The sequence below is a fragment of the Micromonospora sp. L31 genome, from assembly GCF_052068075.1.
In the GTDB taxonomy this organism is placed as follows: domain Bacteria; phylum Actinomycetota; class Actinomycetes; order Mycobacteriales; family Micromonosporaceae; genus Micromonospora; species Micromonospora purpureochromogenes.
This window is the reverse complement of the sequence record NZ_JBQHDC010000001.1, coordinates 684,715-711,217: the sequence shown is the minus strand read 5'-3', so window position 1 is coordinate 711,217 and position 26,503 is coordinate 684,715. Positions and strand designations below refer to the sequence as shown.

Below are 26,503 nucleotides of genomic sequence, written 5' to 3'. Positions count from 1 at the left end.
CCGCTCCACGCACCTCTTACGGAGAAAGAGTGGCTATTCCGGACGGAATAGCCACTCTTTCTGTGTAAGTGCGTCCGGGCGCCCCCGGGGGTCAGGGGTGGGTGGCGGTGGTTTGGGGGCGGTCGTCGCGGACGTGGACGAGCATGTCGCCGGTTTCGATGACCGCGCCGGCCTTGTCGGCGAGGGTAACCACCTTGCCCCGGCGGACCAGCGCGATGACCAGGGACTCCAGCTCGCGGGGTGACTTGCCGACCTCGTGCCGCTCGGCGGAGCGCATCGCCAGCGCCATGCCCTGGCCGGGGGTGAGCAGGTCCTCCACCACGTCGATCAGCGGCGGCGCCGAGGTGGAGAGCCCCAGCAGCCGGCCGGCGGTGGCCGAGGAGACGATCACGTGGTGCGCGCCGCTCTGCCGCAGCAGCGGGGCGTTCTCCGCCTCGCGGACCGCCGCGATGATCCGGACCTGGCCGGCGGTGAGCTGCCGCGCGGTGAGCGCCACCAGCACCGAGGCGTCGTCGCTGTCGGTCGCGATGATCACCGCCTTGGCGTTGCGGACGTGCGCCTCCTCCAGCACCGACGAGCGGGTGGCGGAGCCCTCGATGGCGACCAGGCCGGCGGAGGTCGCCTGCCGCAGGGCGGTGCCGCTGCGCTCCACCACCACGATCCGGGACTTGTCCAGGCCGTTCTCCAGCAGGGCGGAGACCGCGCTGCGGCCCTTGGTGCCGTAGCCGCAGATGATGACGTGGTCCTTCACGGTTCTCCTCCACCGCCCCAGCCGACGGCCGGTCCGGTACTGCTCGGTCAGGACTTCCAGGGTGGTGCCGACCAGGATGATCAGGAAGAGCACCCGGGCGGGGGTGATGAACAGGACGTTGACCAGCCGGGCCGACGGCGAGAACGGGGTGATGTCGCCGTACCCGGTCGTGGAGAGGGTGACCACCGTGTAGTAGGCGCAGTCGAGCAGGGTCAGCCCGTTCTCGTCGACGTCGCGGTAGCCGTTCCGGTCGAGGAAGACCACCGCGACGGTCAGCAGCACCAGGCCCACGGCGGCGGCCAGCCGGAGGCTCAACGCGCTCAGCGGGCCCCGCCGCTGCGCCGGGAAATGGATCACCGTCGGTCCTGCTTCCCCCGGATCGCCTGCACGTCCACAACATAGCGGTTGGGCAGGCATCCGCACGCCGGGGTGGCCGACCGGGCGGGTGGGCGGGCACGACGACGGGCATGATGGGGGAAGTTCCGCCGACGCCGACCGCGAGGAGGCCCGCATGTCGTTGCTGCGCCGGGTGATCGGTGGGGTCCTGCGCCGGCTACGGCTGCGCCAGGGCCGGACGCTGCGCGAGGTCGCCGAAGCGGCCGGGGTGTCGCTGCCCTATCTCTCCGAGGTGGAGCGGGGGCGCAAGGAAGCCTCCTCCGAGGTGCTCGCCGCGATCTGCCGCGCCCTCGGCATCAACCTGTCCGACCTGCTCGAAGAGGCCCGCGACGACCTGCGCCGGATCGAACGGCGGATCCCCGCCGCGCCCCGGGCCGCCCTGTCCCGGCTGGACCGGGTGCCGGCCGCCCGCGGCGAAACCGGCCCGACTGTCCGGATCGGCTTCCAGCCCGCCGGGGCGACGCCGCCGGTGTCGGTCGCGCCGACCTCCTTCCGGCACCCGGCCGGGCCGGTGCTGCGGCTGGGCGGGCCGATCCTGCACGTCGGCGGTCCGGCGTCGCCCGTCGGGTCGACCGTCGGCGGGGCGGGGCTGCGGGTCCGGTTGATCGCCTCCGCGCCGGCCGGGCGCCCCGGCCCGCGTACCTCCAGGATGCTGGCCCGCCGCCGGGCCCGAACGGGCCGGCGGCGGCTGACCGCGGTGTAGGCCGGCCGCGGTTCTGCCGTCGGCGGATCTGCCGCCGGCAGAAATCCTGGGGCCGCGACCGGCGCCGGGCGCAGGCTGGAGACCGCCGGTTCCCGGGCGGTGCTCCTCGCCCGCCGGCGCCAGTCTGGAGGGCGGTCGCGATGATCGGGTACGACGTGCGCATGCTGGACGGCGGTCAGCCGACCTTCGGGGACCACGTTTTCGAGCGGCTGCTGCGGGAGCGGATCGTCTTCCTCGGCACCGAGGTCACCGACGCCACCGCGAACCAGATCTGCGCGCAGATCCTGCTGCTCGCCGCCGAGGACAGCGAGCGGGACATCTTCCTCTACATCAATTCGCCGGGCGGCTCGGTGAGCGCGGGGATGGCCGTCTACGACACCATGCGCTACGTGCAGAACGACGTGGCCACGCTGGCGCTCGGCTTCGCCGGGTCGATGGGGCAGTTCCTGCTCTGCGCCGGCGCGGCGGGCAAGCGCTTCGCGCTCCCGCACTCGCGGATCATGATGCACCAGCCCTCCGGCGGGATGGGTGGCACCGCCGCCGACATCACCATCCAGGCGGAGAACATGCTGCACGTGAAGCGGACCATGCAGGAGCTGATCGCCCAGCACAGTGGTCGCACCCTGGAGGAGATCCAGCGCGACTGGGACCGGGACCGCTGGTTCACCGCCGAGCAGGCCCGCGAATACGGCCTGATCGACCAGGTGATCGCCCGGGTGGACCAGCTCGCCGGCTGACCGGCGGGCCACGAGCGGGGGTCCCGTGCTGACGCGAATGCTGGACACCGACGATCCCGGCCCGGAGCGGACTCGCCCCCTCGATCGCGTCCGCCCGGCCGTGACCTGCGATCCTCGGTGCATTTCGAGCCTATGCCGGGCATGCGCCGCGCCGCTCAGCAAGAAGGCGCAGCGCTTTCGGAGCGAATCGTGTTACATGACCGCCCGCCCCCGGTACGGGGACGGGCGGTCACCGCCGCGCGGTCGCCCGCGCGCCGTGCTCAGGGGTAACTGATCACCGGGCTGGTGCCGTAGCTGCCGACGACCGGGGTGCCGACCTCGTTGACGGTCTTCTCGATGCCGCCGCTGCCGTCGAGGAAGACGGTCACCATGTTGTGGAAGCGGACCCCGGGCCGGCGCGGCGCCTCGATCCCCCGGTCGCAGCGGATGTCCACGCCCTGGTTGAAGTAGGAGTAGACGCCCAGCCCCCAGGCCTCGTGCTCGCGTACCCGGTCACCGACCTTGTAGGACGCCCAGCCCCGGCCGGTGGGGCTGGTCCAGGCGGCCTGGCTCGGCGGGTCGTAGGGCAGCTCGCTCTGGTAGAAGATCGTCCGGCCGCGCTCGCCGTTCCAGATGGTCTGGTAGCGCTGGTAGTGCTCCACGAAAAGCCCGTACGCCGTCACGTCGTCGCCGTTGACGATCACGCCGGTGCCGGCGGTGTTGGCCGTCCAGCCGATGCCGTTGCCGTGGTCGCCGCGCCAGGCCCAGACGTTGTCGATCAGCGTGTGGTCGCTCTCCACCACCAGGCTGGTCCGTGCGCGCCCGACCCAGGGCCCGCCGATGCGGATGAAGACGTCCTGCACCGAGATCGGGTCGTCGGCGTGGTCGCGGCGGGAGTGCCGGTGGCCGATCTGGACCAGCACGTCCGACTCCGTCTCGCCGGCGTCGACCAGGATGCCGGCGATGCGCACGCCGTCGACGTCGGCGACCCGCAGCGCGGCGTCGCCGCCGGTCGGGGCGAGGCTCGGCATGCCGAGGCCGAGCACCACGGTGCCCGGGTGGATGACCCGCAGCGCGCGGTCCAGGCGGTAGACGCCCGGGGTGAGCAGCAGATGCCGGCCGCGAGCCAGCTCGCGGTTGATCCGCTGCGCGTCGTGGCTCGGACGGGCGATGAAGAAGTCCCGCAGCGGCAGCGAGCGGGTCGTCCCGCCGCCGGCCGCCCAACTGGTGCCGGCGGTGTCGCGGCGCAGCCCCGGCACGGCGACCCGCCAGCGGCCGGCGGCGTCCACGAACAGGTACGGCTTCTCCCGGGTCACCGGGCTGGTCGGCAGCGTGGTGTACGGCGGGTTCGGGAAGCCCTGGGCGGGTGCGCCGAGCACGCCGGAGAACACCTGGTTCCAGACCCCGTTGGTCCAGTCGCCGCCCAGCTCGCTGTCGCGGGTCAGCCACTGCTGCTGGGAGCCGTTGATGGTGATGCCGTCCACCTTGGAATCGGCGATGAAGCCGCCGCTGGAGTAGCCGCCGTTGCCGGGCTCCAGCCAGAGGATGCCCTTGACGTGCACCCGGCGCATCGGCGACGCCTGGGAGACGGCCCACTGGTTCGACCAGTCGGTGGGGGTGATGGCGAGGTTCTCCGCCGAGCGCCAGAAGTTGGTCAGCGCGGAGATGCCGGCCGGGGAGTTCGGGTCGGGCTGGCCGACGACGCGTACCGCGCCGTGGATCTCCACGTCGTCGGGGTGCTCGCCCAGGCCGGCCACGGTCGTGTAGTAGCCCAGCCGGGCGTTCACCTCGTAGCGGCCGGGCTTGAAGAGCACCGCGTACCGGTCGGTGCCCATCTCGTTGTGCTCCTGCCGGGCGAAGAGCTGGTCCACGGTGGACTGGATCTCGGCGGCCGGGGTGCTCGGGTCGTAGACGAAGACGTTCGGGCCGAAGTCGGGCTCGTCCTCGTGGTGGCGTGCGGGAGCGGCGGAGGCGGCGGAGGCGGGGGCGAGTCCCGCCGCGGCGGCGGTCGCGGCAGCGAGGGTGAAGAGCTGCCGACGGGACGGGTGGAGGTGGGCTGTCATCGACCTACCTGTCGGTGTGGGCTGCCGATCGGCGTCGTGAGAGCGCTCTCTCGGCGACGCGGCCGACATCCGGGCTGACATGGGTGGGGAATGAGCTTGTTTCTACCCCGCCGTGCCCGATCGCGCCAGAGGGGCGGCCCTTGACAGGGGTATCGGAAAGCCTAGACTTACCGTTCGTGGCCACTTACCAAGGGCGGATGTTGGACGCCCTGGGCGACGCGACCCGGCGGTCCGTCTTCGAACTGCTCGCCGCCGGCCCCCGTTCCGTCGCCGAGATCGCGGCCGAGCTGCCGGTCAGCCGTCCCGCGGTCTCGCAACACCTCAAGGTCCTCAAGGAAGCCCGACTCGTCTCGTCCACCCCTGTGGGCACCCGCCGCGTCTACGCGCTCGACCCACAGGGCCTGGCCGCCGTACGTGCCTACTTCGACCAGTTCTGGAACCACGCCCTGGCCGCGTTCGCGCAGGCCGTGGAGCAACCGCCCGAGGAGACACCGTGACAACCGAGACCACCGGAGGGACCGTCGTACGCACCAGCGTCGAGGTCGCCGCCCCGCCCGAGCACGCCTTCACCGTCTTCACCGCCGGCATGGACCGCTGGTGGGAACGCTCGCACCACCTGCTGCCCGGCGAACTCAAGCAGGTCGGCGTCGACCCGCACGTCGGCGGACGACTCTGGGAGGAGAACGACGCCGGCGAGGTCTGCGTCTGGGGCACGGTCCTCGCCTGGGATCCGCCGCGCACCTTCGCCTTCGCCTGGCTGATCGGCCCCGACTGGAAGGTCCCGCCGCCGGACGCGACCGGCAGCCGGGTCACCGTCACCTTCACCCCCACCGAGACCGGCACCCGGGTCGACCTGGTCCACGACCAGCTCGACGCGCACGGGACCGGCTGGGAGGGCGTCCGGGACGCGGTGGCCGGTGAGGGCGGTTGGCCGGCCGGGTTGCGGCTGTACGCGGCGACCGTCTGACCGGTGCGCTGCGGGGGTCGGTCCGGTCCGCCGGGCCGGCCCCACTGCCTCCGGGTGCCCGTCCTCAGCCGGCGGTGTCGCGCCGGAACTCGGCGAGCCACCCGCGCACCTGGTGACCGTCGTGCGAATACGGCCCGTCCGGCCCGTGCCGCAGGATGTCGAGCGCCGAGCACATCGCCTCGTCGGCCTCGTCGTCCCCCAGGTCGCTCCGGGCCCGGGTGGCCCGGCGTCCCACTTCGTCACGCGGCTGGTCGCTGTCGACGGACCTGCCCGATCGGTTCGCGGCGTGTCGCGGTGTCACGTCCTGCGGACAGCGCAACAGGCCGCAAACGGCGACGGCCCTGGCGACCGACTCGGAAGCTCGCCCGCACCCCGCGAAGCGGCGATCGCCCCCCGCCCCCATGGCATCTCCCTGATGCTCGGCCCCGTACTGGTGCGCCGTGTGGACCGTTACCGTCGCCGCATGCCCGAGCTGATCGCGCCCACCGTCCGCCTGCACGCAGCCTGGCTCGAGGCACATGACGAGTGGGGTCCCGGCGTCCACGAGGACGGTTTCGGACTCCTGCCGTCCGACGAGGTGGACCCGCCCAGCGGGTTCGCGACCTGGGTGGCCCGGCTGGCTGACGAGTCGGAGCCGGCGAAGGCGCAGGATGCCGGTCGGGTGCCGTGCACGTACCGGTGGATCGTCGAGGGCGAGCGGGTGCTCGGCGGGATCGCCCTGCGGCATGAACTCAACGACTTCCTGCTGCGGGTCGGCGGCCATGTCGGCTACGGCATCCGGCCGTCCGTGCGCCGGCGGGGGCTGGCCACCTGGGCGCTGGGCCGGATGCTCGGTGAGGCACGGGCGCTCGGCCTGGACCGGGTGCTGATCACCTGCGAGGTGGACAACATCGCCTCGGCGAAGACGATCGAGCACCACGGCGGTGTCCTGGAGGACGTCCGGGACACCGAGCTCGGCACTGCACGGCGGTACTGGATCAAGCTCTAGCGGGAGGTAGATCCTTGGGGAGGATCTCGGCGGGCAGCCTCAGACCTGCCCGCCGTCCGGGCCGGGACAACGAGAGCACCGTCGCGGACCAAGGAGGTTGGGGTGTGCAGAGGAAGAGGAAGAAGGCGCCGACTCGCTGAAGGGGGTGCACTGGTCCTTTTGATCGCACGCTATGCAACCCCGAAAACACTTGGTCAGCCTGCAACATTGAGCGCGGCGAGGGCAGGTGGGAGCATGATCGCATGGAGCAGGCGCGAGTGTGGTTCTTCCAGTCGAACCCGAAGTTGTATGACATTGATGCCGCGCTTGCTGCCCTAGATCGCATCTGGTGGCGCGTCCCGCAGTACACGAACGAAATTCGTGTCGGTGATGTGGTGGTGCTCTGGCGCAGCGGTAAGGATGCGGGGATCGTTGGGCTCGGGCGAGTCGTCGCCGACCCCCGGCTGCGGCCGATGGAGCCGGCCGAGAAATCCTTCGTCCTTGCTCAAGAGGAAGCTGCCGACAACGTCACTCGGGCGCTTGTCCGGGTGCAGGCGGTGCCGTTCGTTTCGAAGGAGCGGGTGCGTGCGGTCGCCGAACTCGAACAGCACCAGCTGCTGGTAGCGCCGATGGGGACAGTGTTCCCGGTTGCCAAGGACCAGTGGGCGGCCCTGAGCCAACTTGTGCCGACGCCACCTGGGCTCGTAGCAGCTGAGAAGAGCGCTCTACCGCCTACGTTCGCTTGGCCACAGCGTGCAAAGGGCGTGATGCCCATGCCCGGTGGCTACAGCGGCTACCTTCAGCCCTTGAAGAAGGTCTGCTCGGTCGTAGCGGAAGAGCGACCAACGCCCACCGAGTTGGCTGGACTCCTAGAGGCGGTGCTGAAGGTCAAGCCGGCCGCCGCACGGCTACGCGAGTCCTTCTTGCGTAAGGTTGGTGTGGTCGATGTGCAGGGTGGCGTATGTCGCCTCGGGCCTTGGACAGAGAAGTGGTTGGCCAGCGACGATGACAGGCTCCTCATAGCGCTTCTTCATGGGCGGTGCCAGTTCATCGGCGAGCTACTCGCCGCTGCGGGGGAGCCCGTGACTAACGAGCAACTCTTGGCCGTCGCCAATGATCGGTATGGCATGGGCTGGGATACTCAGACACAGGTCGGCAACCGGCGCGGCTGGTTGCAATCCGCCAGGATGCTGGCTGACACCGGCGACGGCAAGGTACAGGTAACCGCTGCTGGGCGGGCGTTACTGGCCGAGCTCACACTGCACGACCCAACCGCAGGTCCACCCGTTGAGACGATTATCGAGCCGCCCCGAGCGGAGCCCCCGATCGAGCTGTCGCCAGCAGTTGCAAACGCTGTCGATGGCATAGCCGACGCAATCAAGAGCTTCTCGACCGACAGCCCCCATCCGGACCGCTTCGAGCGAGCAGTGCGGGACGCCTTCGCTTTCCTCGGGTTCCAGGCCGAGTGGCTGGGGGGTTCCGGAAAGACCGACGTCCTGCTCGACGCCACGCTCGGCACCGCGGAGTCCTACCGTGTAGTGGTCGACTGCAAGACAAGCGGCTCCGGCGCCGTAGGCGACCAGCAGGTCGACTGGGTCACGCTCACCGAGCATAAGGCCAAGCACGATGCGGACCACATCGCACTCGTCGCTCCGAACCCTTCCGGCAAGCGCCTGCTTGAGCGAGCGAGACAGCACAAGGTTGCCATCATTTCTGCGGATCAGCTCGCAGGGCTGTGCCGGCAACATGCCAAGACCCCGTTAGGGCTCGACGACTATCGGTCACTGTTTGCTCGTGGCGGCAGCCTCGACACCGAAGCCGTGGATGAACGAGCGGAGGAGGTGAGACGTCTGATCACCCTCGCGGCTGCCATGTGTGAGGCCATCCGCGATCGGTCGACAGTCTTTGGTCGACTGTCCGCCCGTGACCTGCTCCTGATCCTTGCCGGGCAGCCGGTCGCGGAAGGCACGACAGAGGATGAGCTGCAGGCTTTGTTGGACACGCTGGCCAGTCCGCTGCTGGGCGTACTCCATGGTTCAAGGAGCGAGGGCTACCGGGTGACCACCTCACCTGAGGTCGCCCAGCGCCGCATCGAGGCCGTTGCCCAACAGCTTGCGATCTAGGACTAGACAACTGTGCGATGATCTTGGCCGTCTCAGCAGTAGCGTGACTTGCTCCTGAGGCCCGCCTGCATTCGCCGGGCGGACCTGCGGAAGCGCAGGCAAGATCATTCCGCGCATATTCCGTGACTGGCGACAGCCAGCGGCCCAGAGGTGCCTACGGTTGCATGCGGTTGCCAATCTAAGGCGGGCTATCTTCCCTGCTCAAGGGCAGAATGAAGAGGTCTTCTGGGTGCCCCCGGCAGGATTCGAACCTGCGACACACGGTTTAGGAAACCGATGCTCTATCCCCTGAGCTACGAGGGCGCGAGGGCATAGCTTACCTGCCAGCGGATACCAGCGAGTACCTAGGAGTGCCCTCCCGTGCCCACCGGTGTGGGCTGCCGTTGCGCCGACCGGCGGAGCACACATGGAGCATGCGATCGTCGACCGGCCCGGCTACGTGCCCGTGGCTGCCCAGCGCTGACCAAGGCTGCCCGGCCGTGCCTACGACTCGCCGAGCAGATTCCGAGTAGAGCAACAGCGATCAGCAGGCCCGAAGGTCCGCCACCAGGGTGCGGTCCGCCAGGCTCCCGATGGGCAGAGTGAACTCCCGCCCTCGTCCACTCGTCGGCCGCCTCCGGAACAGCCCTTAAATCCGGCTGCGTCCCGGGGCGTCCGTGCCAGTTCCTCGGCGTCCGAGCAGCCACGGAGCAACCAACGGACCCCAGCGCACGTCCAGACCGGGCCGGCGCCACTCGCTGCGCTGATGGTGTCAGCGCAGGCTCGGCACCCATCGTCGAACGGGTGACCAACTATTCGCGCACGGTCTTCGGGGTCGCCTCGACCAGCTTGTTCGCTAGCTACGACATCGACAATGCCAGCTTGACGGTCCGGCGCTTGAAGGGCACCGGGCCGCCTTCCAGATGGTACAACGCTAGGACGTTGAGGTCGTGGCGCTCAAGGGACCCGGTCGCCTCGACGACGCCGTTCGTCGCGTCCGACGTGAGGGTGATGATCATTTCGGCGTCGGCGGAGACGACGAGGCCGGGGCTGCGGGTGGCGAAGATGTACTGCCGGCTGCCTCGCAGGTCGCGAAGCTTCGCCACGAGGTATTCCTCGATCCACGGTGCGTGGAGTGCGTCCTCGGGCTGGTCGATGATAAGGGGGTCGTTGCCGTCAGCGAGGGCGACGATCAGGATGGCGGTGCACTTCTGGCCGTGGGCGAGCCGCTCGATCGGCACGTAGCCGTCATTGCTGTGCTTGCGGAACTCGACGGAGAGGCCGTCGTGCAGGTCGAGGGTCTGCAGCAGTAAGAAGTCCTCGATCGTGCCTTTCTCCGTCACGTGTTCGAACAGGGTCTCGATGTGCTTGTGCTCGACGCCGGTGGCGGCGCACACGCCGTCGACGTCCCCGGCGAGGAAGGAGCGGACCAGTTTGACCGGGGTGGACTTCTCGCAGATCTGCTGCAGGACAGGGCTGCGCAGCCGGGAGCCTTTGGCGATGGCGGTCAGGTCGGTCAGGTAGGCCGAGTCGTCGTTCTGAGGAAGCATCTTGATTCGGACGATGCCCCCCATCAGCTTGTTGAGCGCCTTGATCCGGTCTTCGCGTCGCCGCCGTCGTGCTTTGCGTGCGTCCAGCAGCTCGGAGATCAGCTCCTCCCGGTACGCCTTGGCCGTGGTTAGGTTGGGCAGAAACTCCTCGTTCAGCTGGGTTCGCTGCGCGTCGAGCTTGGCCTTCTCCGTCTGAAGTTCGATCAGGCGGGTCCTCAGCGCGGCGAGTCCCTTGTTGTCAGCGTCGATGCGGCTGACAGCCTCGGCGAGCTGGCGGTCGAACTTCTGGTACCGATCGAGCCACTCCTGCCGGATCGTGGCGAGTTCCTTGTTGACGGCCAGCAGGACCTGGGACAGCTGTGCGTTGGCGGCGTCGATCGCCTCGTTCAATATGGTGTACGTCGCCTGCGCTCGCTCGTAGAGATCATAGTTGCCGGCGACGGCGGCCGAACCCCGGAACTTGTCCCCGCCAGATGTCCCGGCGACGACCTTCAGCTCGGGTATACCGACCAAGGTGTCAAAGAGTGCCTTTTCCGAGCTCCATTTCGCCTGCATCTTGACGGTCTCGCCGTCGAACAGATCGGACAGCTCCGCCAGCCGCTTCTCGACGTCCGGGAAAGCATGCAGCTTCTGCTTGGCTTGCACGATCTTCGACTCGAGCCCGCTGATGAGACGCCCGTTGTCGTTGAGCCGGGTCACCACATCCGTCTCGCGGAACTCGGTCAGGTCGAGGGCGGCGTCGATGAGCGCCATTCGGCCGACCGGCGTCCGCGCGTACTCGATCACCTCGCTCTGCGAGAACCCGGTGATCGCGATTCGCCCGGACAGCCCGGCCAGATGCTCGGTGTCACCGACGAACTCCGGTCGTGTGGATCCGTCCTCGAAGTACGCGCGACGGACGATGCACCGTGCGTGGCCGCGCGTGAGCACGACCTCAACGGTCGAGCCCGAGGTGAGGGCGTACTTGAGCCGGGACTCGACCTCCTTGCGCACCTGGGGGAAATCGTTGGCGTCGGTCTGCTGGTCGAGCGCGAACCGTACCAACTCGATGAGCAGCGACTTGCCCGCGCCGGTCCCGCCGAGCAGGCAGTTCAGGTCGCCGGAGAACTCAAACTGCTGCCCATCGAGGAACCCGCCGGTCACCGTCACGGACTTGATCACCGTGTGCTCGGGCACCGCAGGTTCAACGAGGCGGATCCGCAGCGACGGGTCCGCCATCGCATGCCGCAGCCCGCGCAGATCGGGCCTCGATGCCTTGATCCAGGTCCGGCGGTTGCCGACGCCGTGGAGGACATGGACGCTCGCCCCGGGCGCGGTGGTGTCGGAGCTACGGACCACCGCAAGGTCGCGCTTGCCGTCCAGCCGTACCCTGATCTTCTCGGCCTCCGCGATGTCGACGATCTCAACGGCGGCGATGGCCGGGTCCAGCATGGTCTGGTTGACGTGGTCAGCGACGGGAATCCGCAGCAGTCCCTTCTCGCGTTCGGCGTGCGCCGCGATCGCCAGCCCGCCCCGTGCGGCAATGCTCCTCGCTGTCTCGGCGAAGCCGGTGCGCAGGGCCTTGTGGAGATCTCCGTGATCGGCGCGCAGGATTCCGAGCTCGACCAGGACGTCCTCGATGAACTGGGCCGGGGTTCCCTCCTCCCATATGGCGAGGAGATGCCCTTCGGCCGTGCTGAGTTCCACGCCCGGCAGCACCACGAGCGGCGTGCCGCGGGCAGCCTCGGCCATCGCGTCACACCAGCCGGCGGTGTTGTGATCGGTGATGGCGACTGCGTGCAACCCCGCCGCGATCGCCGCGTCAACGACCTGACGGGCTTCGGTGGCCCCGTAGGTACAAACGTCGACATCCTGCGAGGCAGGGGTGTGCACGTGAAGGTCAACAGCCCAGAATCGCGCAGGCCCGTGCTTCCCGCCCGCCGACGATGCCGCCCGAACGCTCTCGGATAGTGCTGTTGCTGACGTCAAAGCACTCGCTCCGTCTGATCTTTCGCCTTCATCCCGGGTCGACACTGTAACGATCAGCGGGTGAAGTAGAGACGCGACACTCGGCCATACGTACGAACGCTGTCGGCAGCAGCGTGAACCCGCCAAACCATGGAGGTCGGCTAGCCACCGTTCCGCCGAAGCAGGGCCGGCGAAGGAACCGCTGCTGTTCCGCGGCGCATCGTGGCAGTCCCGTTCAAGGGCAGCCGACCACCGCGGTACGCCGCCCGCCGGTAAGGCCGATGGCCAGCCGATCTCCGGTGATCCACCACGTGGCGGCGCGGACAAGGTCCAGAGGCTGCGCGACAGAGTCGGTCACCGCAACGGTATGTGGCGACGGTATGACGTCCAGTCCCCTAGGTCCGCGGGAGCGCAACGGCGACCGGGTGACCCGGGCCGGCCGTCCGGCTACGACCACGGCTGAAGGGTCTCCATCAAACGATCGGCCACAGCGGATCGAGCGTGCCATAGCAGATGTCCCCGCCCTGGGGGCGCCGGCCTGTTGCCGGGCGGCCGCGGCGCGGGCAGGCTTACGGCCATGGCCTTCGCGGAGATCAGCCTTGCCGACCTGGGGCTACGGTGGGCGCCAGCCACCCTAGCGACTGCCGTCGATGAGGTGGTCACGCGAGCCGGCCAGAGGGGCAAGGATTGGCGTGACTTCGCCGAGCTGGTGTTGCTCGACTCATTCACCTCGGATGACGCGGTCGAGATGTTTAGGACATCAACGTCCTCGGCCTTCGCCGTCGGGTCGTCCGAAGAACTTGATTTCCTACGCTGGCTGCCGCGTCGGGTGGTCATGTCCCCTCGTCGGTGGCCGGTCGACCTTGGCCTCGGCCAGTTGCCTCCGCGACGTCTCGACGACAAGGCCACCCGAGCGATGCTGGCGCAGGTGCTGAGCTGGCTTGAGGAGCGGTGTTACTTCGGTCGGGAACTCGGGACCGCCTGTGTCGACGTTCACGACGACGAGGCTCGAAGCCTCGTCGAGGTCATCACCAGCCGTCTGGACCTGCCGTCGGCCGGCTCGCTGCACGAACTTTGCGCGAAGGCGGAAGCCGTAAGGTTGTCGGACATCGCTGCCGTCGCCCGCGAGTACATCGCTGTGCCGCCCGGGCGCGAGTATCACTCGTGGAACGACTGCGGCTTCCACCCCACCCCTGGACGTTGGTCCGCGGAACTTGGGCGACGGGTCATCGACGACCTCGTGTCGACGATCGCCGGCAGTAGCGATCTTGGTGGGCTCCTCTTGGCCTCTCGTCAGCTGGGCTCAACTGTCGTGGCGCCCGTTCCGGTCGACCCTCTTCGACGCACCAGTCCGGCGGCCTACGCACCGGCTGAAGCCTTCCTTTCGCACGGGTCCGTCCTCACCATCACCCGCCTCGTTACCCGCCTTGCAGCGAGCCGCCAGCTTGACGCACTTGCCGCCCTGCTGCGCGCCTATCGAATCCACGTTGAGTCGACAGGACCGACCACGAGTCCGGACTTCCTCATGGCGCTCGAGGTACTGGCCGACGACCAGTCTCGCCTTCAGCGCTATGAGGAGGTCTACACCCGGGCGCTCGGGGAGCTTTCTGGATACGGGTCATGGACCGTTCGCTATACCCGCCCGCCTGAGTTGCGCCGCTCCCCGGATTTCGCGACCCTAAGGGACGTCTCGAAACTCGGCGCAGCTTGGGCGAGGCGATTCAGGAGATCGGTGCTCGGCGGCTGTTGCGCGTTGCTGGACGAACTCGACGCGAGAGGCGACATCGCTGCGTGGCAGGGTGCTCAGCTCGTAGCCATGTTGGGTGTAGGCGGCAACCATGGCGTCGTGGGTACGAATGGCTTCGGCAAAGTCTTGGTGTCGCTCGCTGTCGGTGGTGTAAATCTGCGGCCAGGGCGGGGCGATGAACACACGCTGGTGGTAGCGGAACAGCTGCGCTGCGGCTGTCACGTGCGCCGGAACGGGCTGGCCGAGCAGGAGGTAATAGCCAACCAGATCCGGAATCCCTCGGTCGAAGAAGACGGGTCCGGCATGCTGGCTGGCTTGGCGGTAGGAGCGGATCTCCCAGCTGAGCATGATCTCGGCGAACAGTCGTGAGTCTCCGTTGTGCAGCGCCTGACCGCCGATCGACATTTGGTCCTGGATGATCTGTCGTCCCGCTTCGTCGACGCAGGCGTAGCCGGCACGCCGCAGGCTGTCAATCAGCGTGGTCTTGCCGGCTCCGGGTCCGCCGGTGATGACGATGTAATGGCTGCTCACTTCGTCCTCTCTGAGGGGCGTCTCGTGACGGGGTGAGGGCGTTGCGCGGCACCGGACCGGCGGTTAGCCGGCCAGGATGATGTTGTGAAGGTTGGCGATGCCGGAAGCGGCACTAACCAACGTGTGAGCGGCGCGGCGGTAGTCGCGCAGGATCTTGAAGCACTTCATCCTGGCCAGGGCATGTTCGACTCCGGCGCGGACGGTGCGGTGGTGGGTGTTCAGCTCTTCTTTCCAGGCTGGCGGGGCGCTGCCGTCCACGGGCTTGCGGTACGGGATGATCACCTCTGGGTTGCCGCCGTAGCCGCCGTCGGCCATGACGGGCCGCCCGTTGAGTTTCTCCTCGATGCCGCTGGTGCGGTAGACGATCGTGTCGTTGCGGTTGCCGGGTTGCGGGTCGCCGATGGCGATGACCAGGCGGGTGCTGGCGTCGATGGCGACCTGCAGGTTGGTCGAGTACCGGTAGTTCTTGCTCTTGGCGGCCAGGCGGTGATCGCGGGTGGGGATCAGGGTGCCGTCGACGATGGCGATCTGGTCGACCGGCCGCCGGCGCGCCGGCGCCAGGGCAAGCAGCGGGCCGAGGGTATCGATGACCCGATGCGCCGCGGAGTGCGACACCCCGAACAGCGGCCCGATCTGCCGCATCGTCAGGTTCGTCCGCCAGTACACGGCGACCAGCAGCACCCGGTCGGCCAGATTAAGAGCCCACTGCCGGCCCGGCCGACCATCAGCGATCGCGTCCCCGCCACGCTCGGCGACCAGTCGGACCAGCCGGCGGAACTGGGCGGGCTGCAGCCCGGTGAACGGGAAGATCCACTCCGGGTGCCTCGCGGTAATCACCTGCACCCAGACATCCTTGATGACTGTCCTCAGCAGACACATGCCGGGGATACGAGACATTCCTTAGATCCCGCCGCTATCGCTGCACGTCTCGAACGAGCAGATGTCCCGCGGCAGGCAGTTGCTGCTCTCCGATCAAGCTTCCGCTTCCGGCCCCGGCCCGGGAACGAGGGCGGCGTGCAGCTGGTAACCATCGTTGACGACCTAGATGCCGCCGCTGGTCAGGTACTCGAAGATGCCGTGTGGCGGGTACACAACGGCGTATGGACCGCACGCGCGGCCAACGGCTTGGAGACACAGCTCGTTGAGGCTCTGCAGCCATCAGGTCTCCGGGCGATGTCCGAGCGGCGTCCGCGGGTTGCGGTGGTCACGTCTCGGGGGCATGTCGGTAGCGATATCGCGCCGAAGCTGGATGGCGAGGTTCTGGACGTCGCCTACCGCACCTTCGCCGCGAACGCCCCCGATGCAGCAAAGCATCTCGCGACGATGTTGCGGAGTCTCGCCACGGAACCGGACCTGGACGTTGTGCTGATCGCCTGCGGCGGCCGGTGACCAGTCTGATTTGTCCCGGCTGGTGACACCGCAAGTTCAAACAGCCATCGACTCGGTCCGCCAGGCGGGCAAGATCGTCGTGCTCGCCATCGGTCACGGAACGTTCACAGCTGCCCTTGAAGTGGACTTCGAAGCACTGACGCCAGGTGACGCTGCCCACGCCTTCCGAGCCATCCTGGTGGACCACCCCATACGTCGGCGCATGGCAATCGCAGAGGCTCAGGAGCGGCTTGCCGCAGCCCCGCCAGATGAGGAGTGGCTTGCTGCTGCGGAACGAGAGCAAGAGTCACTGCGCAAACGGCTCTCCGCCATCGAGATGGACCACGAGGCCGTCCTGGCACGGATGCGGCAGGGCCTAAACTCCGCCTCGCTGCGCCGAGTCGCCCAGTAGACCACCCCTAACCGACTGGGCGCTCTTACCCTTGCGGCACCGTCATTCGACGTATCGGACAGCGAGTCGGCCGACCAAGAAGTCAGTGCGGTTGCTGGATCGGGACACCCGGCACCCGCTGTTGTTGGCGGCGCGAGCCTCACACCTGGTGGCCGACTCGTGGCAGGCTGGGATGCATGGACGGCGCGAACAGCGACCCTGACGAATCGCCAAGCGAGCGGGAGTTACAAGTCCTGCAGCTGTTCACGACGAAAAGGCGCAAACTGCAGTTCCTGGCGGCATCTCGCTGCCCTTATGACGAGCGAATCCTGGCTGCCGTCTGTCGGCTTGCCGACGGCTTGTGGGCCTGGCACGCGGGCAGCCGCCTGTCGCCAACGGCAAGTCGAACAGAGATCGAATCCTGGCACTTGGACAGGTTCGACAGCGAAGAGTTCACCCCAGAGATCTATCGCCAGGCCGATCAGCTAGCTGACGAGCTTCTGAGCGATGCACCCCGCTACGAATCTCCGGCAACGGTGGTGCGGATCCTCAGCTGCGGCAACGACGACACGGTGCGTGTGGGACCGTGGCGGGGTACCCGGCATGCGCTGCAGTTCTTCGCCAACGGCCTTCCCTTGTTCGAGTACACCTCATGTAAGTGCCGCCGGGCGTACCACGTTCAGTTGCTGGCCCTGGTCCATGCCGGCGTCAGGGCAGACGCCGGCACGATTCGGCGCGGGAGCCACGTGAAAGCACTGCCAGTGACACGTGCAAGCAAGTCCGCCGGCGTGGCCGGCTTGGCGTACCAGTTCACCGACAGGGGAGTGCAGGTGGCCCTCGATGAGCGATGACCGCGAAGCCGAAGTCCTCGTTTCGATCGCCCAGCACGGCCGACGCCTGACCCGGTTGGCGGAAAGCCGCTGTGTCAAGGACGGTCGCTTACTGGGTGCCACCTACCGACTGCCAGACGGCATCTGGGTTTGGTCAGCAGGGCATCGGCAACCACCACGGGCGGTACGCCACGAGGCCGCAGCCTTCAATCTCGACGCGATTGACGACTGCTCGACCGACGAAGAAGTCCAAGCCTGCTACGACGACGCCATCGAAGCTCTGGCCTCCGCCACGAGACAAAATGCCAGCCCCTCGGCTATAAAGATCGAGATGGAGGGGGCCGGACGATGGTCATACGGAATGACGCGGCCGTTTGCCATATCGTTGGTCAGCGGTCCCGGCTTCACCGTGAGCGAAGTGTCGTGCGGCTGCCGACGCCAGTACTACCTGGACATTCACGCCCTCATCATGGCGTCCGTCGGCCTCACGACGGTCGAAGCACCGCCCGTCCACGTCGCACCCCTACCACCCGACCTCCCCGAGCGGCAGGGCCAGCGTTTGCTATGATCAGGCTCATAGGCTCGAGCGTGCTTCGCCGCCCCCGTGAGATGAGCACCACGGACTAACCCGAATTGGGGATAGTCGTGCCTGCTCTCATTCCCGCACTACTCCTGATTTCCGCAGTAATCGCACCAGTCGGAGCCTTTTTGGCGATCGCTCTGGCCTCTCTGCGGGGGACTACTCCAGCTGACCGACCCAAGATCCTCCGCGAACTGGCCGCGATGCTCGCTTGGCGTAGCGGACAGGCGCCAACAAGTCGACAGGGCCGGCGGACCAGCCGCTAGCTGGGCACCGCCGCGTCACAACGACGAGCGGGACTGCAGGTCTCGAGACGTTACAGCCTCCAGGTAGGCGGCTGGTGGGGGCGCGTGCGGCCCTGCTGCACCGAATACATCGAACCGGCGCGATTCAGCCAACTCGACAAGTCGTGCACGGCGTCAAAGCTAGAGCTTCCGCGCCGACGTACGCGCCAGAACAGCCGTACCAAGACGGCCTGGGTCCTCCCGCCGGGAACGCCCGGCGGGAGGATCTTTCGCCGGGTCGCCGAGAGACTCGGGTGTCTTGAGGTCTCGCCTGGCACCTCGGGACGCTCCCGAAGCGGCCGGAGAACCTGCTGGTGGCATGGCGGACTGCGGACTGCGGACTGCGGTCGGGCGTTCGGATGAGGCCCGAATAGATATGAGCAGGTTGCTGGCGACGTCTGAAGCGAGCGCGTGGCCATCCTGCCCATCCCCGCGTGCCAGAACGGATCAAGTGCTGGCCCTTCATCCGGTGCCGGAGCAATCGACAGGCAAGACCACAACTGTGGGGTAGCCGGAAAGAAGCGGTGCGGTTAGCATCGGCCGCACCGCTTGTTGCAGTTTGAGTACCGGCGTTACCTAGGCTCGGATGTCGCTCTCGTCGCGCGACGGAACTGGGGGTTCGATCGGGTGACGGAGACGCAGCGACAGCAGGATGAACAAGCTCTGGAGTTGCTGACTCAGGTCAGTAGGGTCGAGAGCGACCCAACCGGGCTGGACACATTCGCCCGCTACGTCTGGCAGGCCAAGCAGGTCGTGCGGCAGTGGTTGACGTGTCTGTCAGAGCAGGACGGGCCACTGTTCGCGGTGTGCGAGCAGGTCGAGGATCTCGCGCTGGTCTACGGCGACAGGATCCGGTTCATCCAGCTCAAGACCCGCGACCGGGGTTCGTGGAGCGTGGCGGCGATGTGCGACCGCGGTCTCGACGCGTTGGTTCGTTCGTACAAGGCGGCCCGCAAGGCGCGGATACACGAGGTCTGCGCGTTTGAACTGTGGGTTGAAGGGGCGATCGCGGATAAGGCGGACACCGTCAGCTTTGTCCAAGATCCTCGTGCTGCGGAAAGAGACGTGCGGGCCAAGCTGGTCGCGAGCGGGCTCATCCGATCGTGGGTCGACGACTTCCTCCAGCGCTTGGTGGTTCGGTCTGATCAGCCGACGCGGGCGCACATCGACGCGAAGGCGATGTGGGAGCTCGGAGCGTTATGGCCAAGTCTGACCCGGCCGGAGGCGGAGCATCTCTACGAGCGGTTGCTGATCGCTGCGACGGCAGCGCAGACCGGTGGTTCCGGACAGCCGACGTCGATTCAGGCGCACCTGGCGGCGGCGTTGCCGCACGTGGGCCGGGACCTGCCGGGTCCGGACGAGCCGGGCGGTGCGGCGATCGACGCAATCCGCGACCAGGTGCTCAGCCGCGGGATGCTCCTCGCCCTGACCCCACCACTGCCGGGGGAGTCCGTGGAGCAGTTGCTGGCGCGGATGTCAGCCGGCTCCGCGGCGTCGCTGATGGAGTTGAAGATGATGACGGCCGGTGCGGGGCGTCAGCTCATCGAACGGGTGCAGGAGATGCGCGCCGACATGGAGGTGCGAAGGCAGCTCCTGCTGGCCAGCCGTGAGAGCGCTGAGGTGGATCTGGACCGGCTCGCCACCCGGGTGTTGAGCATGGCGGAGGCGACGGCCGTGCGTATTGGGCTCTCGGCGGCGAGCAATCCGGCTGCCGTAGGCCGCCCCGCCGAGGCGATCGCTGCTGATCTGTTGGCAAGGCCCGCCGACCTGGCGCAATGTGATCGCCAGCCGCTGCTTGATCGGGATGAGTATCTCATCTTCGGGTACCTGGGTCACCTGTCGGACCTGTGCCGATTCTCGTGGCGGCCGTCATGACCGCTCGCGCAGGGATTCCCGCTCAAGCCGGTGCCGGGAACGGCGGGTCACCAGCTGTCCCGCTTCGACCGGAGGCTCGGGCGCGGTTCCGCCCGTCCCGGGAGGCGGAAGCAAGACTTCTCCTGCTGGTGGATGCCTTCAGCCGTAAGGGAAAGGACCAGGTCCGGTACCTGGAGGGCAGAGTGAAGCTGGCCAAGCTCGACTTCCTGCTGCGCTACCCTCGCCATCTGCGACGGGTACTGCTGGCCCAAGGTGCCCGCCCCGATCAGGTAGAGGGAATCGATCCGAACGAGGCACCCTTGGACGCCCGCATGATGCGCTACCGCTACGGTCCGTGGGATCCGTCCTACTACGCGGTGTTGGGCTCGCTCATCGGCCGAGGGCTGGTCGAGGTGGCACCTCTGCCCGGGAAAGGCTTCGGTTACCGGACCTCCGCGACCGGTGCCCAACTCGCCGCGGATCTGCGCGCCGATGAAAGCTTCACCCACATCAACCTTCGGCTGCGCCTGCTGCGCCGTTACCTCGACAAGTCCGGCACCACGCTGAAGAACTACATCTACGAACTGCCTGAGATCGCCGACGCCACCTGGCACGAGGACCTGACGTGACCCGACCGACACCGACGCCGCCGGAGCCCGAGCGGACCGTCTCGGTGACCTCACACCCACACCGGCTCGAACTCGTCACGGTCGACCTAGTTGGCGGCGGGCGAGTGGTGCCGTTCAACCCTGGCCTCAACCTGATCATCGGGGACATCACCACGGGCAAGACCACCCTCGTCCGCCTCATCAGGGCCCTACTCGGCACCATGCCAGACGCCCTCCCGCCCGAGGTCGACAACGTCCAAGCCATCCGAGGACAGGTCATCCTGGGCAGCCGTGCCTGGCAGATCTACCGCCCCCGGACCACGACCAGTGACGCGCTGGTCGAAGTCAGTGAAGTACACCCCGATCCGGACCGCGAGGTCATCGCCCTGCGCCTCCCCGTAGCCAGATCCGACCGCACCTACAGCACCTTCCTCCTCGACCAACTGCGCATTCCGGCGATCAGCGTGCCGCAGGCACGTGCCGAGCCCACCGGCACGCTGACGCCGGTCACTATGACCGATTGGCTCGGCTACTGCATCATCACCGGCGATGAACTCGACACTGAGGTCTTCGGTCACAAGCGGCAGTGGCGCAACGTCAAGCGTCGCTGGGTGTTCGAGCTGGCCTACGGCTACTACGAGCCAGAACTTGCGCGGTTGAACGCCGAGCTGCGGCGCGTGGAGCTGCAACTGGCTTCGCTCGAGCATGACGCCGCCATCCGCGCCAAATTCCTCGCCGACACGCCGTTCGCAGACGCGGAGGCCCTGGAATTCCAAATCACTGCTCGAACCGCCGAACTCGAAGAGGTCATCGCCCAGGGAAGCGCTCTCGGTAGCGCCGCCAGCGCAGTGCCAGGCGTTCAGGAACTGCGTCAGACTCTGCTGGCCACTCGCACACGCCGCGCCGAGGTCACCGACCGGCTGGCCCGGCTGCAGGCCCAGCTCACCGACCTGAACGACCTGCGGCGCCAACTGTCCAGCCAATCCGCCCGGCTCACCCGCGCCATCGTCGCCGACGAGTGGCTGGTGGACTTCGACTTCATCGTGTGCCCGCGCTGCGGCAACGACGTCGACGCGGCGCGGATCGACCCGCACCTTTGCTACCTCTGCCTTCAAGAGCCGCGGCCCGCGCCGTCACAAGGCCAGCTGCTCACCGAGCAAGATCGTATCGCGAGCCAGATCAGTGAAACCGACGACGTGATCGAGGGCCGCCGTCGCGCCCACGAGAGCCTTCAGCGAGAGGCCGCACATCTCGACGACCTCATCGCCGAGCTGACCACCGATCTCGATCAACGCACTATGGCGTTCGTCTCCGACCGAGCGACCCAAATCGCGCACGACGCAGCGCGGCAGGCGCAGCTCGAAGCGGAAATTCAGCGACTCCGCGAGTACGCCAACCTGCTCCGCCGCCATGCGGAACAAATGGCCGGCCGTGGAACGCTTGAAGCCCAACAGGCAGATCTCCGAGCACGCATCCAGAGCCAGGAGCTATCCCAGCTCGACGCCGAAGACAACGTCCTCGCCCTCGAAGGACGAATACTTGAATACCTCCAAGAGCTACACATTCCCGACCTCGGACAAGAACTTACGGTCAAGATCAACCGAAAGACCTACGAGCCCGAGGTCTCCGGGCGAAGCTTCGACGAACTATCCAGCCAAGGTCTCAAGACCCTCGTCAACATCGCGCACGCGCTCGCGCACCACACCGTGGCGATCGACCGCAACCTCCCCCTTCCCGGCCTGCTCATCCTCGACGGCCTCTCCGCCAACAGCGGCCACGAAGGCTTCGACCTGGCCCGCGTTCGCGACGTCTACCGACTACTGGCCCGAGTCACCGACCAGTACCGCGGCGCCCTACAAGTGGTCGCTGTTGACAACGAACTGGCCCGCAACATCTTGCTTGAGTTCGCCGACCGTGTCGTCCTCACCCTGACTCAAGACGACCGACTCATTCGAATTCCGCAGCCCTCGTCCGGCGATCTCCCGAACGAGGCAGAGGAGTCATGAAAGCCGAACGTCACAGGGAGCACTCGATCGCCGCCGGGCGCCGATGCGGCAGCCGCGATCGGAGGCACACGGCCCGCCGACTTGATGGCGGTTCCGGTCAGGCTGCACGAATCTCGATGGCACGGGGCCATGACATCGGTGTCAGCGCCCGGACGTCGGCCGGTAGGTGAGGTACGAGGGTGGGCTGAAGGTTCCCTTCGACACGCCGTGCAAGTAGTTGCTCACCCGCGTAGTACGCCGTTGACACGTTCCAGCAGGGCGGTCACGGGGGCGCGGCGGGGCTGCTCGGGTCACGTGGAGCAGGTCACTGGTGCGGGATGCGGTCATCGCAGCCACCCCACGAACCGGCGATGGAGTAGACCAGCGGGAGCCCAGCCCATGTCCTGGCTCGCAGCGACCATGCAGGAGCCCATGTACAGGGCGAGGGAGATGGGAGCGCGCTCGAACTCGGCTCGCAGCTCGTGGCGTCGTGTGCGGCAGGGCCATGGGGCACCGCACCCGGCGCAGGTCCAGATCGGAAGAACCGGTCCGTGCGTGGTCATGACGCCTCACCGGGCCAGTGCCCTCGTCTGGGCGGTACCTGGTGTCTCGACCGGCAGGGCTGTCCACCGCCGCAGCGGCGGACTGACCGGACCTTCCTGCGTGACCACACCGGCTGGTGTCTACGGTCCATGGCCAGGGTGTAGGAGACGATCTGCTCAGCCGACATGATCTCTGATTGCCGCCGGCGGGTCTCCTGGAAGAAGGCCACGTCGCGCTCCTCCTGCTGGTGATTTCATGTTTGCGGCTACTGACTGCGCTTTTGGGGCCGCGCTTGGCTGGCCGTTCGCGCGGGGACGTCGACCGGCGTGGAATCGCCCGGCGGATATGGGCGCTGATTTCCCGGTTCGCGCGTCGCGATCTGCTTGGCCGGCTGTGTGCCTCGCGGCCGGGTGCAGTCCGGGCAGCTTAGGGATGCTCCGCAGGTGCGGCACCATTGCAGCGAGCGCTTGAAGGTGAGCAGCCCGGCGAGGAATCCGAGCACAAGGGCTGCGCTGATGGCCGCGATCGAGGTCAGGTTCATGGCGCGCCTTTCAGGACGCCGGTGTCGGCATCGTTGATTCGTTCCGATGCTGGGCGGGCGCTGGTGTGCACCCGCAGACCGTGGGCGAGGTCGTGATGTGGTATCGACGGACTGCAGGCGGCTCGCAGGGCCGGTTGCGGAGCCTGCGATGGACAGAAACCGCTCCGCAAACCATCGGTGGACAGCGGGTCACCGATGATGCGCAGCATCATGCGGTTGCCGGTGAACCGGGCTCTGCCGTGGAGCCAGCGGTCGTTGAGCAGGATGTACCCGTGGCCGGCACGAAGGTCGACTGGAATGGTCAGCTGCTGGACAAGCGTGCGAAGTCGATCGATAGACGGCGCGAGCATCGGCGCGAAGCGCGCAAGCGCGTCGAGGCGCAGCCGGACGGCTATCCGGCCTTCGGTCGTCTGTTCGAAGACCGCGCCGAGGTGTCCGGATCCTGCGCCGAAGTACGCGGATCGGGGCTTGGACAACGCCGCGAGCATGGCGGGGTCGGTGCGGGCGATCTCGTCGTAGAGTTCGCGACCGTCCACCAGTTGGCTGCGTCCACCGGTCTGCGCCGGTCGAAGACACGCCAGCATCAGGACGCGCGGTGGCCGGCATACGGCCGATCCTTCGGTGTGGGGCCAGAGCTCGCGATCGGTGAAGCCCGCGAGGCTGTTTTTTTCGTCTTTGGACGCTGGCCGCCAGGCGATGGTCGTGACTCCGTCGGAGTCGCTGTCGCGGTGCGCGCGGATGCTGATCAATGACCGGGCCGCACAGAGCAGGTCGTTCCGTTCGGTTCCGCCCTGGAAGATCGTGATGCCGTGCGTCGTGAGGCCATTCAGGATGCGAGCCGTGCTGTCCGGGTCGCGTAGGTCCACGTGGGGCAGGTCGGCAACGTCGCGCATTTGGTCACCTCCGGCGGATCGCGTTGTCGGCGTTCACCATGGCTGCACCTACCGCATGGATCAAGTGACGGATTGTCAACGCTGAGGCGCCCGATGTTGAGCCATGACCGTGCTACGTTCCGGACGGTCCAGGTCCTGCACCAGTGGAGGGAAGCCGGTCGATGAGCTACCAGCCGCACCTGTTCCCTGTCTCGGTCAAGGGCGTCGTGGTTCGCGACGGCCGTGTGCTGTTGCTCCGTAACGAGCGCGACGAGTGGGAGCTGCCGGGCGGGAAGCTGGATCTCGGCGAGGAACCGGCGCAGTGCGTGGCCCGGGAGATCGCCGAGGAGGTCGGCTGGCAGGTGACCTCTGGCCCGCTGCTGGACGCTTGGCAGTACCACATCCGCGACGGCGTCGATGTCCTGATCGTCACCTACGGCTGCCACGTCGGTACCGACGCTGATCCGGTCGTCAGTCACGAGCACAAGGAAGTCGGCCTGTTCACCGAGGCCGAGGCCGAGGCGCTGCGCATGCCAGACGGGTACAAGAGGTCCATCGCGACCTGGTACGCCAAGCTCAATACCCGAGTCATGTAGGCGACCGACGATGCGGTGCGACGGTTGCGGGGCGACGGTCGGCCGCTGGAGCGCGTCGCCGCTTTGCCCGGCTTGCCATGCCATCGCCGGTGCTGCCCTGCCAGTCCCTGTCCAGCGCCGCGGCGGCTCGGCCTTGTGGTTGTGGACCAGCGATGCAGCGCGGGCCGCGCTGGCCAGCGGCGATCTCGCGGTCATCATTCGCGCCTATCGGGCCGCGACTGGTGTGAGTCAGCGGCGTCTGGCGGAGTTGCTTGGCTACGACCCGACGTACATTTCGATGATCGAAACGGGGCGGCGGGAGATTAGCGATGTCGCGGCCCGGCTTCGTATCGCCCGCCACCTCGGCCTGCCAGCGCACACGCTTGGTGTTAGCGATCCCGACGACGCCGACTTCACCGCGATGCTCCAGTTCGGTGAGTCGACTATCCGCCTCGCCGCGATCGCACGGCAGTCCGGGCATGGCGCCGAAGCCGTCAACGAACTCTGGCCGCTGGTCACCCGCCTGGAGAGCCGGGTCGCCGACGGGCACGTCGAGCGGGATGTGATGCTCCTGCTTGCCCGGGCCCGCGCCGAGCTCGGCGTCTCACTCGGCTACGTTTTGCCCGAGGAGCGACTTGTCAGTGCGGCCCGATGGACCGGCCGGGCGCTGTGGCTGGCCGAACACCTCAACGACGAGGACCTGCTCGCCTTCACCCTCCGGGTACACGGCAACGAACTGCGCAAGGTCGAACGGCCCAATGCCGCCGTTGCCCGACTCCGCCGCTCAATGGAACTGGGGTCTGATCTCGACCGAGGTGCAGCCCTGGTGCAGCTCGCTCGAGCCGCAGGCGAACTCGGCGACCCCGCCCTGTTCGACCACGCCATCACCAGCGCCTGGCGACTGGTCGACGCCAAACCCGGCGTTGGGCTCACCAGCCCCTACGCCCTCCATGAAGTGCACTTGCGCGGGCTGGTCCACACACGCCGACCCGAACTGGCCACCGACCTGCTCGATCGCCGCCGTATGTCCACCATCGCGATACCACCGCAATGGCAGGCGATCCTCCACGTCACCACCGGCGAAGTCCTCCTAGCCCGCGCCGACACACCCCAAGCCGAAACGGCGTTCGAGGCTGCCATCACCATCGCCGAGGAGCACCGCCTACCTCACCAGATCCAGCGCAGCCTCCGGGCCTGCAAATCGCATCTTCCCGCTGTCGGGGAACTCGCGCGCCAAGCGCTGGGAAGGCTCCGCATCCCCGAGCCCAACCCGGCCGGCAGCCAGGCACCGTGACGCGCCGGCTGCCAGCCCGCCAGCGCTTCAGATCCTCGCGCGTCCTATTGCGTGCCCGGCCGGCCAGGCCGGAGGACAGGGCCAAACCGGGCAGCCAACTGCTGGAACGACAGGCCGCCGTCTTCGCCTCGCAGTTCCTCCGCCGCGCGACCCTGTTCGCGCCACGGTCCGGCGGTGTCGGCGAGCAGCAGGCGATCGACCATGCGAAGGGCCTCCGGCTACGACTCGGACTCCCACCGCAGTACGGTGGCCGTCTCGGTGTCGCCGACACGGGCGACAACCGTCCGGCGCGTCCGGCGGATGAGCCACACGTCCCGGCGCGTCCCGGGGTGGCGCTC

General features: G+C 67.7%; 22 protein-coding genes and 1 tRNA gene. 15 read left to right on the top strand and 8 right to left on the bottom strand.

Going from position 1 to position 26,503, the window contains the following annotated elements:
• Positions 1-91: 91 nt before the first annotated feature.
• Complete coding sequence (locus ACTMS9_RS03475) at positions 92-1,108, bottom strand: potassium channel family protein (RefSeq protein ID WP_441147543.1); 1,017 nt, start codon at positions 1,106-1,108, stop codon at positions 92-94.
• 154 nt (positions 1,109-1,262) lie between these two features.
• Here ACTMS9_RS03475 and ACTMS9_RS03470 point away from each other — a divergent pair, with 154 nt between their 5' ends.
• Positions 1,263-1,850, top strand: coding sequence for a helix-turn-helix domain-containing protein (locus ACTMS9_RS03470; protein ID WP_441147545.1), 588 nt, complete (start codon positions 1,263-1,265; stop codon positions 1,848-1,850).
• 140 nt (positions 1,851-1,990) lie between these two features.
• Positions 1,991-2,587 carry an ATP-dependent Clp protease proteolytic subunit gene (locus tag ACTMS9_RS03465; protein ID WP_441147547.1) on the top strand — a complete coding sequence of 199 codons (597 nt, stop codon included), beginning with the start codon at positions 1,991-1,993 and terminating at the stop codon, positions 2,585-2,587.
• 260 nt (positions 2,588-2,847) lie between these two features.
• Here ACTMS9_RS03465 and ACTMS9_RS03460 read toward each other — a convergent pair whose 3' ends face one another.
• Positions 2,848-4,629, bottom strand: a complete 1,782-nt coding sequence (locus tag ACTMS9_RS03460) for an adenylyl cyclase (protein WP_441164106.1) — start codon at positions 4,627-4,629, stop codon at positions 2,848-2,850.
• Between the two features lie 176 nt (positions 4,630-4,805).
• Between ACTMS9_RS03460 and ACTMS9_RS03455 the strand changes: the two genes are divergently transcribed.
• Positions 4,806-5,126 carry an ArsR/SmtB family transcription factor gene (locus ACTMS9_RS03455; protein WP_441164105.1) on the top strand — a complete coding sequence of 107 codons (321 nt, stop codon included), beginning with the start codon at positions 4,806-4,808 and terminating at the stop codon, positions 5,124-5,126.
• A complete protein-coding gene (locus ACTMS9_RS03450; RefSeq protein WP_280839192.1) occupies positions 5,123-5,596 on the top strand; it encodes an SRPBCC family protein in 474 nt (157 codons plus the stop codon). The genes ACTMS9_RS03455 and ACTMS9_RS03450 overlap by 4 nt, the downstream gene beginning before the upstream one ends.
• Positions 5,597-5,660: 64 nt before the next feature.
• Here ACTMS9_RS03450 and ACTMS9_RS03445 read toward each other — a convergent pair whose 3' ends face one another.
• The gene (locus ACTMS9_RS03445; protein ID WP_441164104.1) at positions 5,661-5,831 is read right to left on the bottom strand and encodes a hypothetical protein; all 171 of its coding nucleotides are present in this window, start codon (positions 5,829-5,831) and stop codon (positions 5,661-5,663) included.
• 228 nt (positions 5,832-6,059) lie between these two features.
• Between ACTMS9_RS03445 and ACTMS9_RS03440 the strand changes: the two genes are divergently transcribed.
• Together ACTMS9_RS03440 and ACTMS9_RS03435 are read left to right on the top strand one after the other, a co-directional pair.
• Entirely contained in the window at positions 6,060-6,584 is a 525-nt protein-coding gene (locus ACTMS9_RS03440) for a GNAT family N-acetyltransferase (protein ID WP_441164103.1), read from the top strand.
• Between the two features lie 242 nt (positions 6,585-6,826).
• On the top strand, positions 6,827-8,686 hold the full coding sequence (locus ACTMS9_RS03435) for an EVE domain-containing protein (RefSeq protein WP_441164102.1): 1,860 nt from the start codon (positions 6,827-6,829) through the stop codon (positions 8,684-8,686).
• A 230-nt stretch (positions 8,687-8,916) separates the two neighbouring features.
• On the opposite strand, the gene ACTMS9_RS03430 is transcribed toward ACTMS9_RS03435, so the two are convergent.
• From ACTMS9_RS03430 to ACTMS9_RS03415, 4 genes are all read right to left on the bottom strand, one after another.
• Positions 8,917-8,989: transfer RNA gene (locus tag ACTMS9_RS03430), tRNA-Arg, on the bottom strand.
• A 536-nt stretch (positions 8,990-9,525) separates the two neighbouring features.
• A complete protein-coding gene (locus ACTMS9_RS03425; protein WP_441164101.1) occupies positions 9,526-12,087 on the bottom strand; it encodes a Nuclease sbcCD subunit C in 2,562 nt (853 codons plus the stop codon).
• Between the two features lie 1,753 nt (positions 12,088-13,840).
• Entirely contained in the window at positions 13,841-14,440 is a 600-nt protein-coding gene (locus tag ACTMS9_RS03420; RefSeq protein ID WP_441164100.1) for an AAA family ATPase, read from the bottom strand.
• 63 nt (positions 14,441-14,503) lie between these two features.
• Positions 14,504-15,283 carry a transposase family protein gene (locus ACTMS9_RS03415; RefSeq protein ID WP_441164429.1) on the bottom strand — a complete coding sequence of 260 codons (780 nt, stop codon included), beginning with the start codon at positions 15,281-15,283 and terminating at the stop codon, positions 14,504-14,506.
• 171 nt (positions 15,284-15,454) lie between these two features.
• On the opposite strand from ACTMS9_RS03415, the gene ACTMS9_RS03410 reads away from it, so the two are divergent.
• The 7 genes from ACTMS9_RS03410 (at position 15,455) to ACTMS9_RS03380 (ending at position 22,361) form a co-directional block, all read left to right on the top strand.
• On the top strand, positions 15,455-15,829 hold the full coding sequence (locus ACTMS9_RS03410; protein ID WP_441164099.1) for a hypothetical protein: 375 nt from the start codon (positions 15,455-15,457) through the stop codon (positions 15,827-15,829).
• Between the two features lie 10 nt (positions 15,830-15,839).
• Positions 15,840-16,220, top strand: coding sequence for a hypothetical protein (locus ACTMS9_RS03405; RefSeq protein ID WP_441164098.1), 381 nt, complete (start codon positions 15,840-15,842; stop codon positions 16,218-16,220).
• A 176-nt stretch (positions 16,221-16,396) separates the two neighbouring features.
• Positions 16,397-17,050 carry a hypothetical protein gene (locus tag ACTMS9_RS03400; RefSeq protein ID WP_441164097.1) on the top strand — a complete coding sequence of 218 codons (654 nt, stop codon included), beginning with the start codon at positions 16,397-16,399 and terminating at the stop codon, positions 17,048-17,050.
• The gene (locus ACTMS9_RS03395) at positions 17,040-17,597 is read left to right on the top strand and encodes a hypothetical protein (protein WP_441164096.1); all 558 of its coding nucleotides are present in this window, start codon (positions 17,040-17,042) and stop codon (positions 17,595-17,597) included. The genes ACTMS9_RS03400 and ACTMS9_RS03395 overlap by 11 nt, the downstream gene beginning before the upstream one ends.
• 923 nt (positions 17,598-18,520) lie before the next feature.
• The gene (locus tag ACTMS9_RS03390; protein ID WP_441164095.1) at positions 18,521-19,768 is read left to right on the top strand and encodes a DUF4297 domain-containing protein; all 1,248 of its coding nucleotides are present in this window, start codon (positions 18,521-18,523) and stop codon (positions 19,766-19,768) included.
• Between the two features lie 182 nt (positions 19,769-19,950).
• Complete coding sequence (locus tag ACTMS9_RS03385; RefSeq protein WP_441164094.1) at positions 19,951-20,376, top strand: hypothetical protein; 426 nt, start codon at positions 19,951-19,953, stop codon at positions 20,374-20,376.
• Positions 20,373-22,361, top strand: coding sequence for a hypothetical protein (locus tag ACTMS9_RS03380; RefSeq protein WP_441164093.1), 1,989 nt, complete (start codon positions 20,373-20,375; stop codon positions 22,359-22,361). The genes ACTMS9_RS03385 and ACTMS9_RS03380 overlap by 4 nt, the downstream gene beginning before the upstream one ends.
• 1,059 nt (positions 22,362-23,420) lie before the next feature.
• Here ACTMS9_RS03380 and ACTMS9_RS03375 read toward each other — a convergent pair.
• Entirely contained in the window at positions 23,421-24,317 is an 897-nt protein-coding gene (locus ACTMS9_RS03375; RefSeq protein ID WP_441164092.1) for a TauD/TfdA family dioxygenase, read from the bottom strand.
• 161 nt (positions 24,318-24,478) lie between these two features.
• Here ACTMS9_RS03375 and ACTMS9_RS03370 point away from each other — a divergent pair, with 161 nt between their 5' ends.
• Positions 24,479-24,892: an NUDIX hydrolase gene (locus tag ACTMS9_RS03370; protein WP_441164091.1), complete on the top strand. Its 414-nt coding sequence runs from the start codon at positions 24,479-24,481 to the stop codon at positions 24,890-24,892.
• Between the two features lie 10 nt (positions 24,893-24,902).
• The gene (locus tag ACTMS9_RS03365; RefSeq protein ID WP_441164090.1) at positions 24,903-26,165 is read left to right on the top strand and encodes a helix-turn-helix domain-containing protein; all 1,263 of its coding nucleotides are present in this window, start codon (positions 24,903-24,905) and stop codon (positions 26,163-26,165) included.
• Positions 26,166-26,503 lie beyond the last annotated feature (338 nt).

Bases quoted from the DNA above. Each gene is read 5' to 3' on its own strand.
- ACTMS9_RS03470 (WP_441147545.1), top strand. From the start codon at position 1,263: ATGTCGTTGCTGCGCCGGGTGATCGGTGGGGTCCTGCGCCGGCTACGG.
- ACTMS9_RS03465 (WP_441147547.1), top strand. From the start codon at position 1,991: ATGATCGGGTACGACGTGCGCATGCTGGACGGCGGTCAGCCGACCTTC.
- ACTMS9_RS03460 (WP_441164106.1), bottom strand. From the start codon at position 4,629: ATGACAGCCCACCTCCACCCGTCCCGTCGGCAGCTCTTCACCCTCGCT.
- ACTMS9_RS03440 (WP_441164103.1), top strand. From the start codon at position 6,060: ATGCCCGAGCTGATCGCGCCCACCGTCCGCCTGCACGCAGCCTGGCTC.
- ACTMS9_RS03435 (WP_441164102.1), top strand. From the start codon at position 6,827: ATGGAGCAGGCGCGAGTGTGGTTCTTCCAGTCGAACCCGAAGTTGTAT.
- ACTMS9_RS03400 (WP_441164097.1), top strand. From the start codon at position 16,397: ATGGACGGCGCGAACAGCGACCCTGACGAATCGCCAAGCGAGCGGGAG.
- ACTMS9_RS03395 (WP_441164096.1), top strand. From the start codon at position 17,040: ATGAGCGATGACCGCGAAGCCGAAGTCCTCGTTTCGATCGCCCAGCAC.
- ACTMS9_RS03375 (WP_441164092.1), bottom strand. From the start codon at position 24,317: ATGCGCGACGTTGCCGACCTGCCCCACGTGGACCTACGCGACCCGGAC.
- ACTMS9_RS03370 (WP_441164091.1), top strand. From the start codon at position 24,479: ATGAGCTACCAGCCGCACCTGTTCCCTGTCTCGGTCAAGGGCGTCGTG.
- ACTMS9_RS03365 (WP_441164090.1), top strand. From the start codon at position 24,903: ATGCGGTGCGACGGTTGCGGGGCGACGGTCGGCCGCTGGAGCGCGTCG.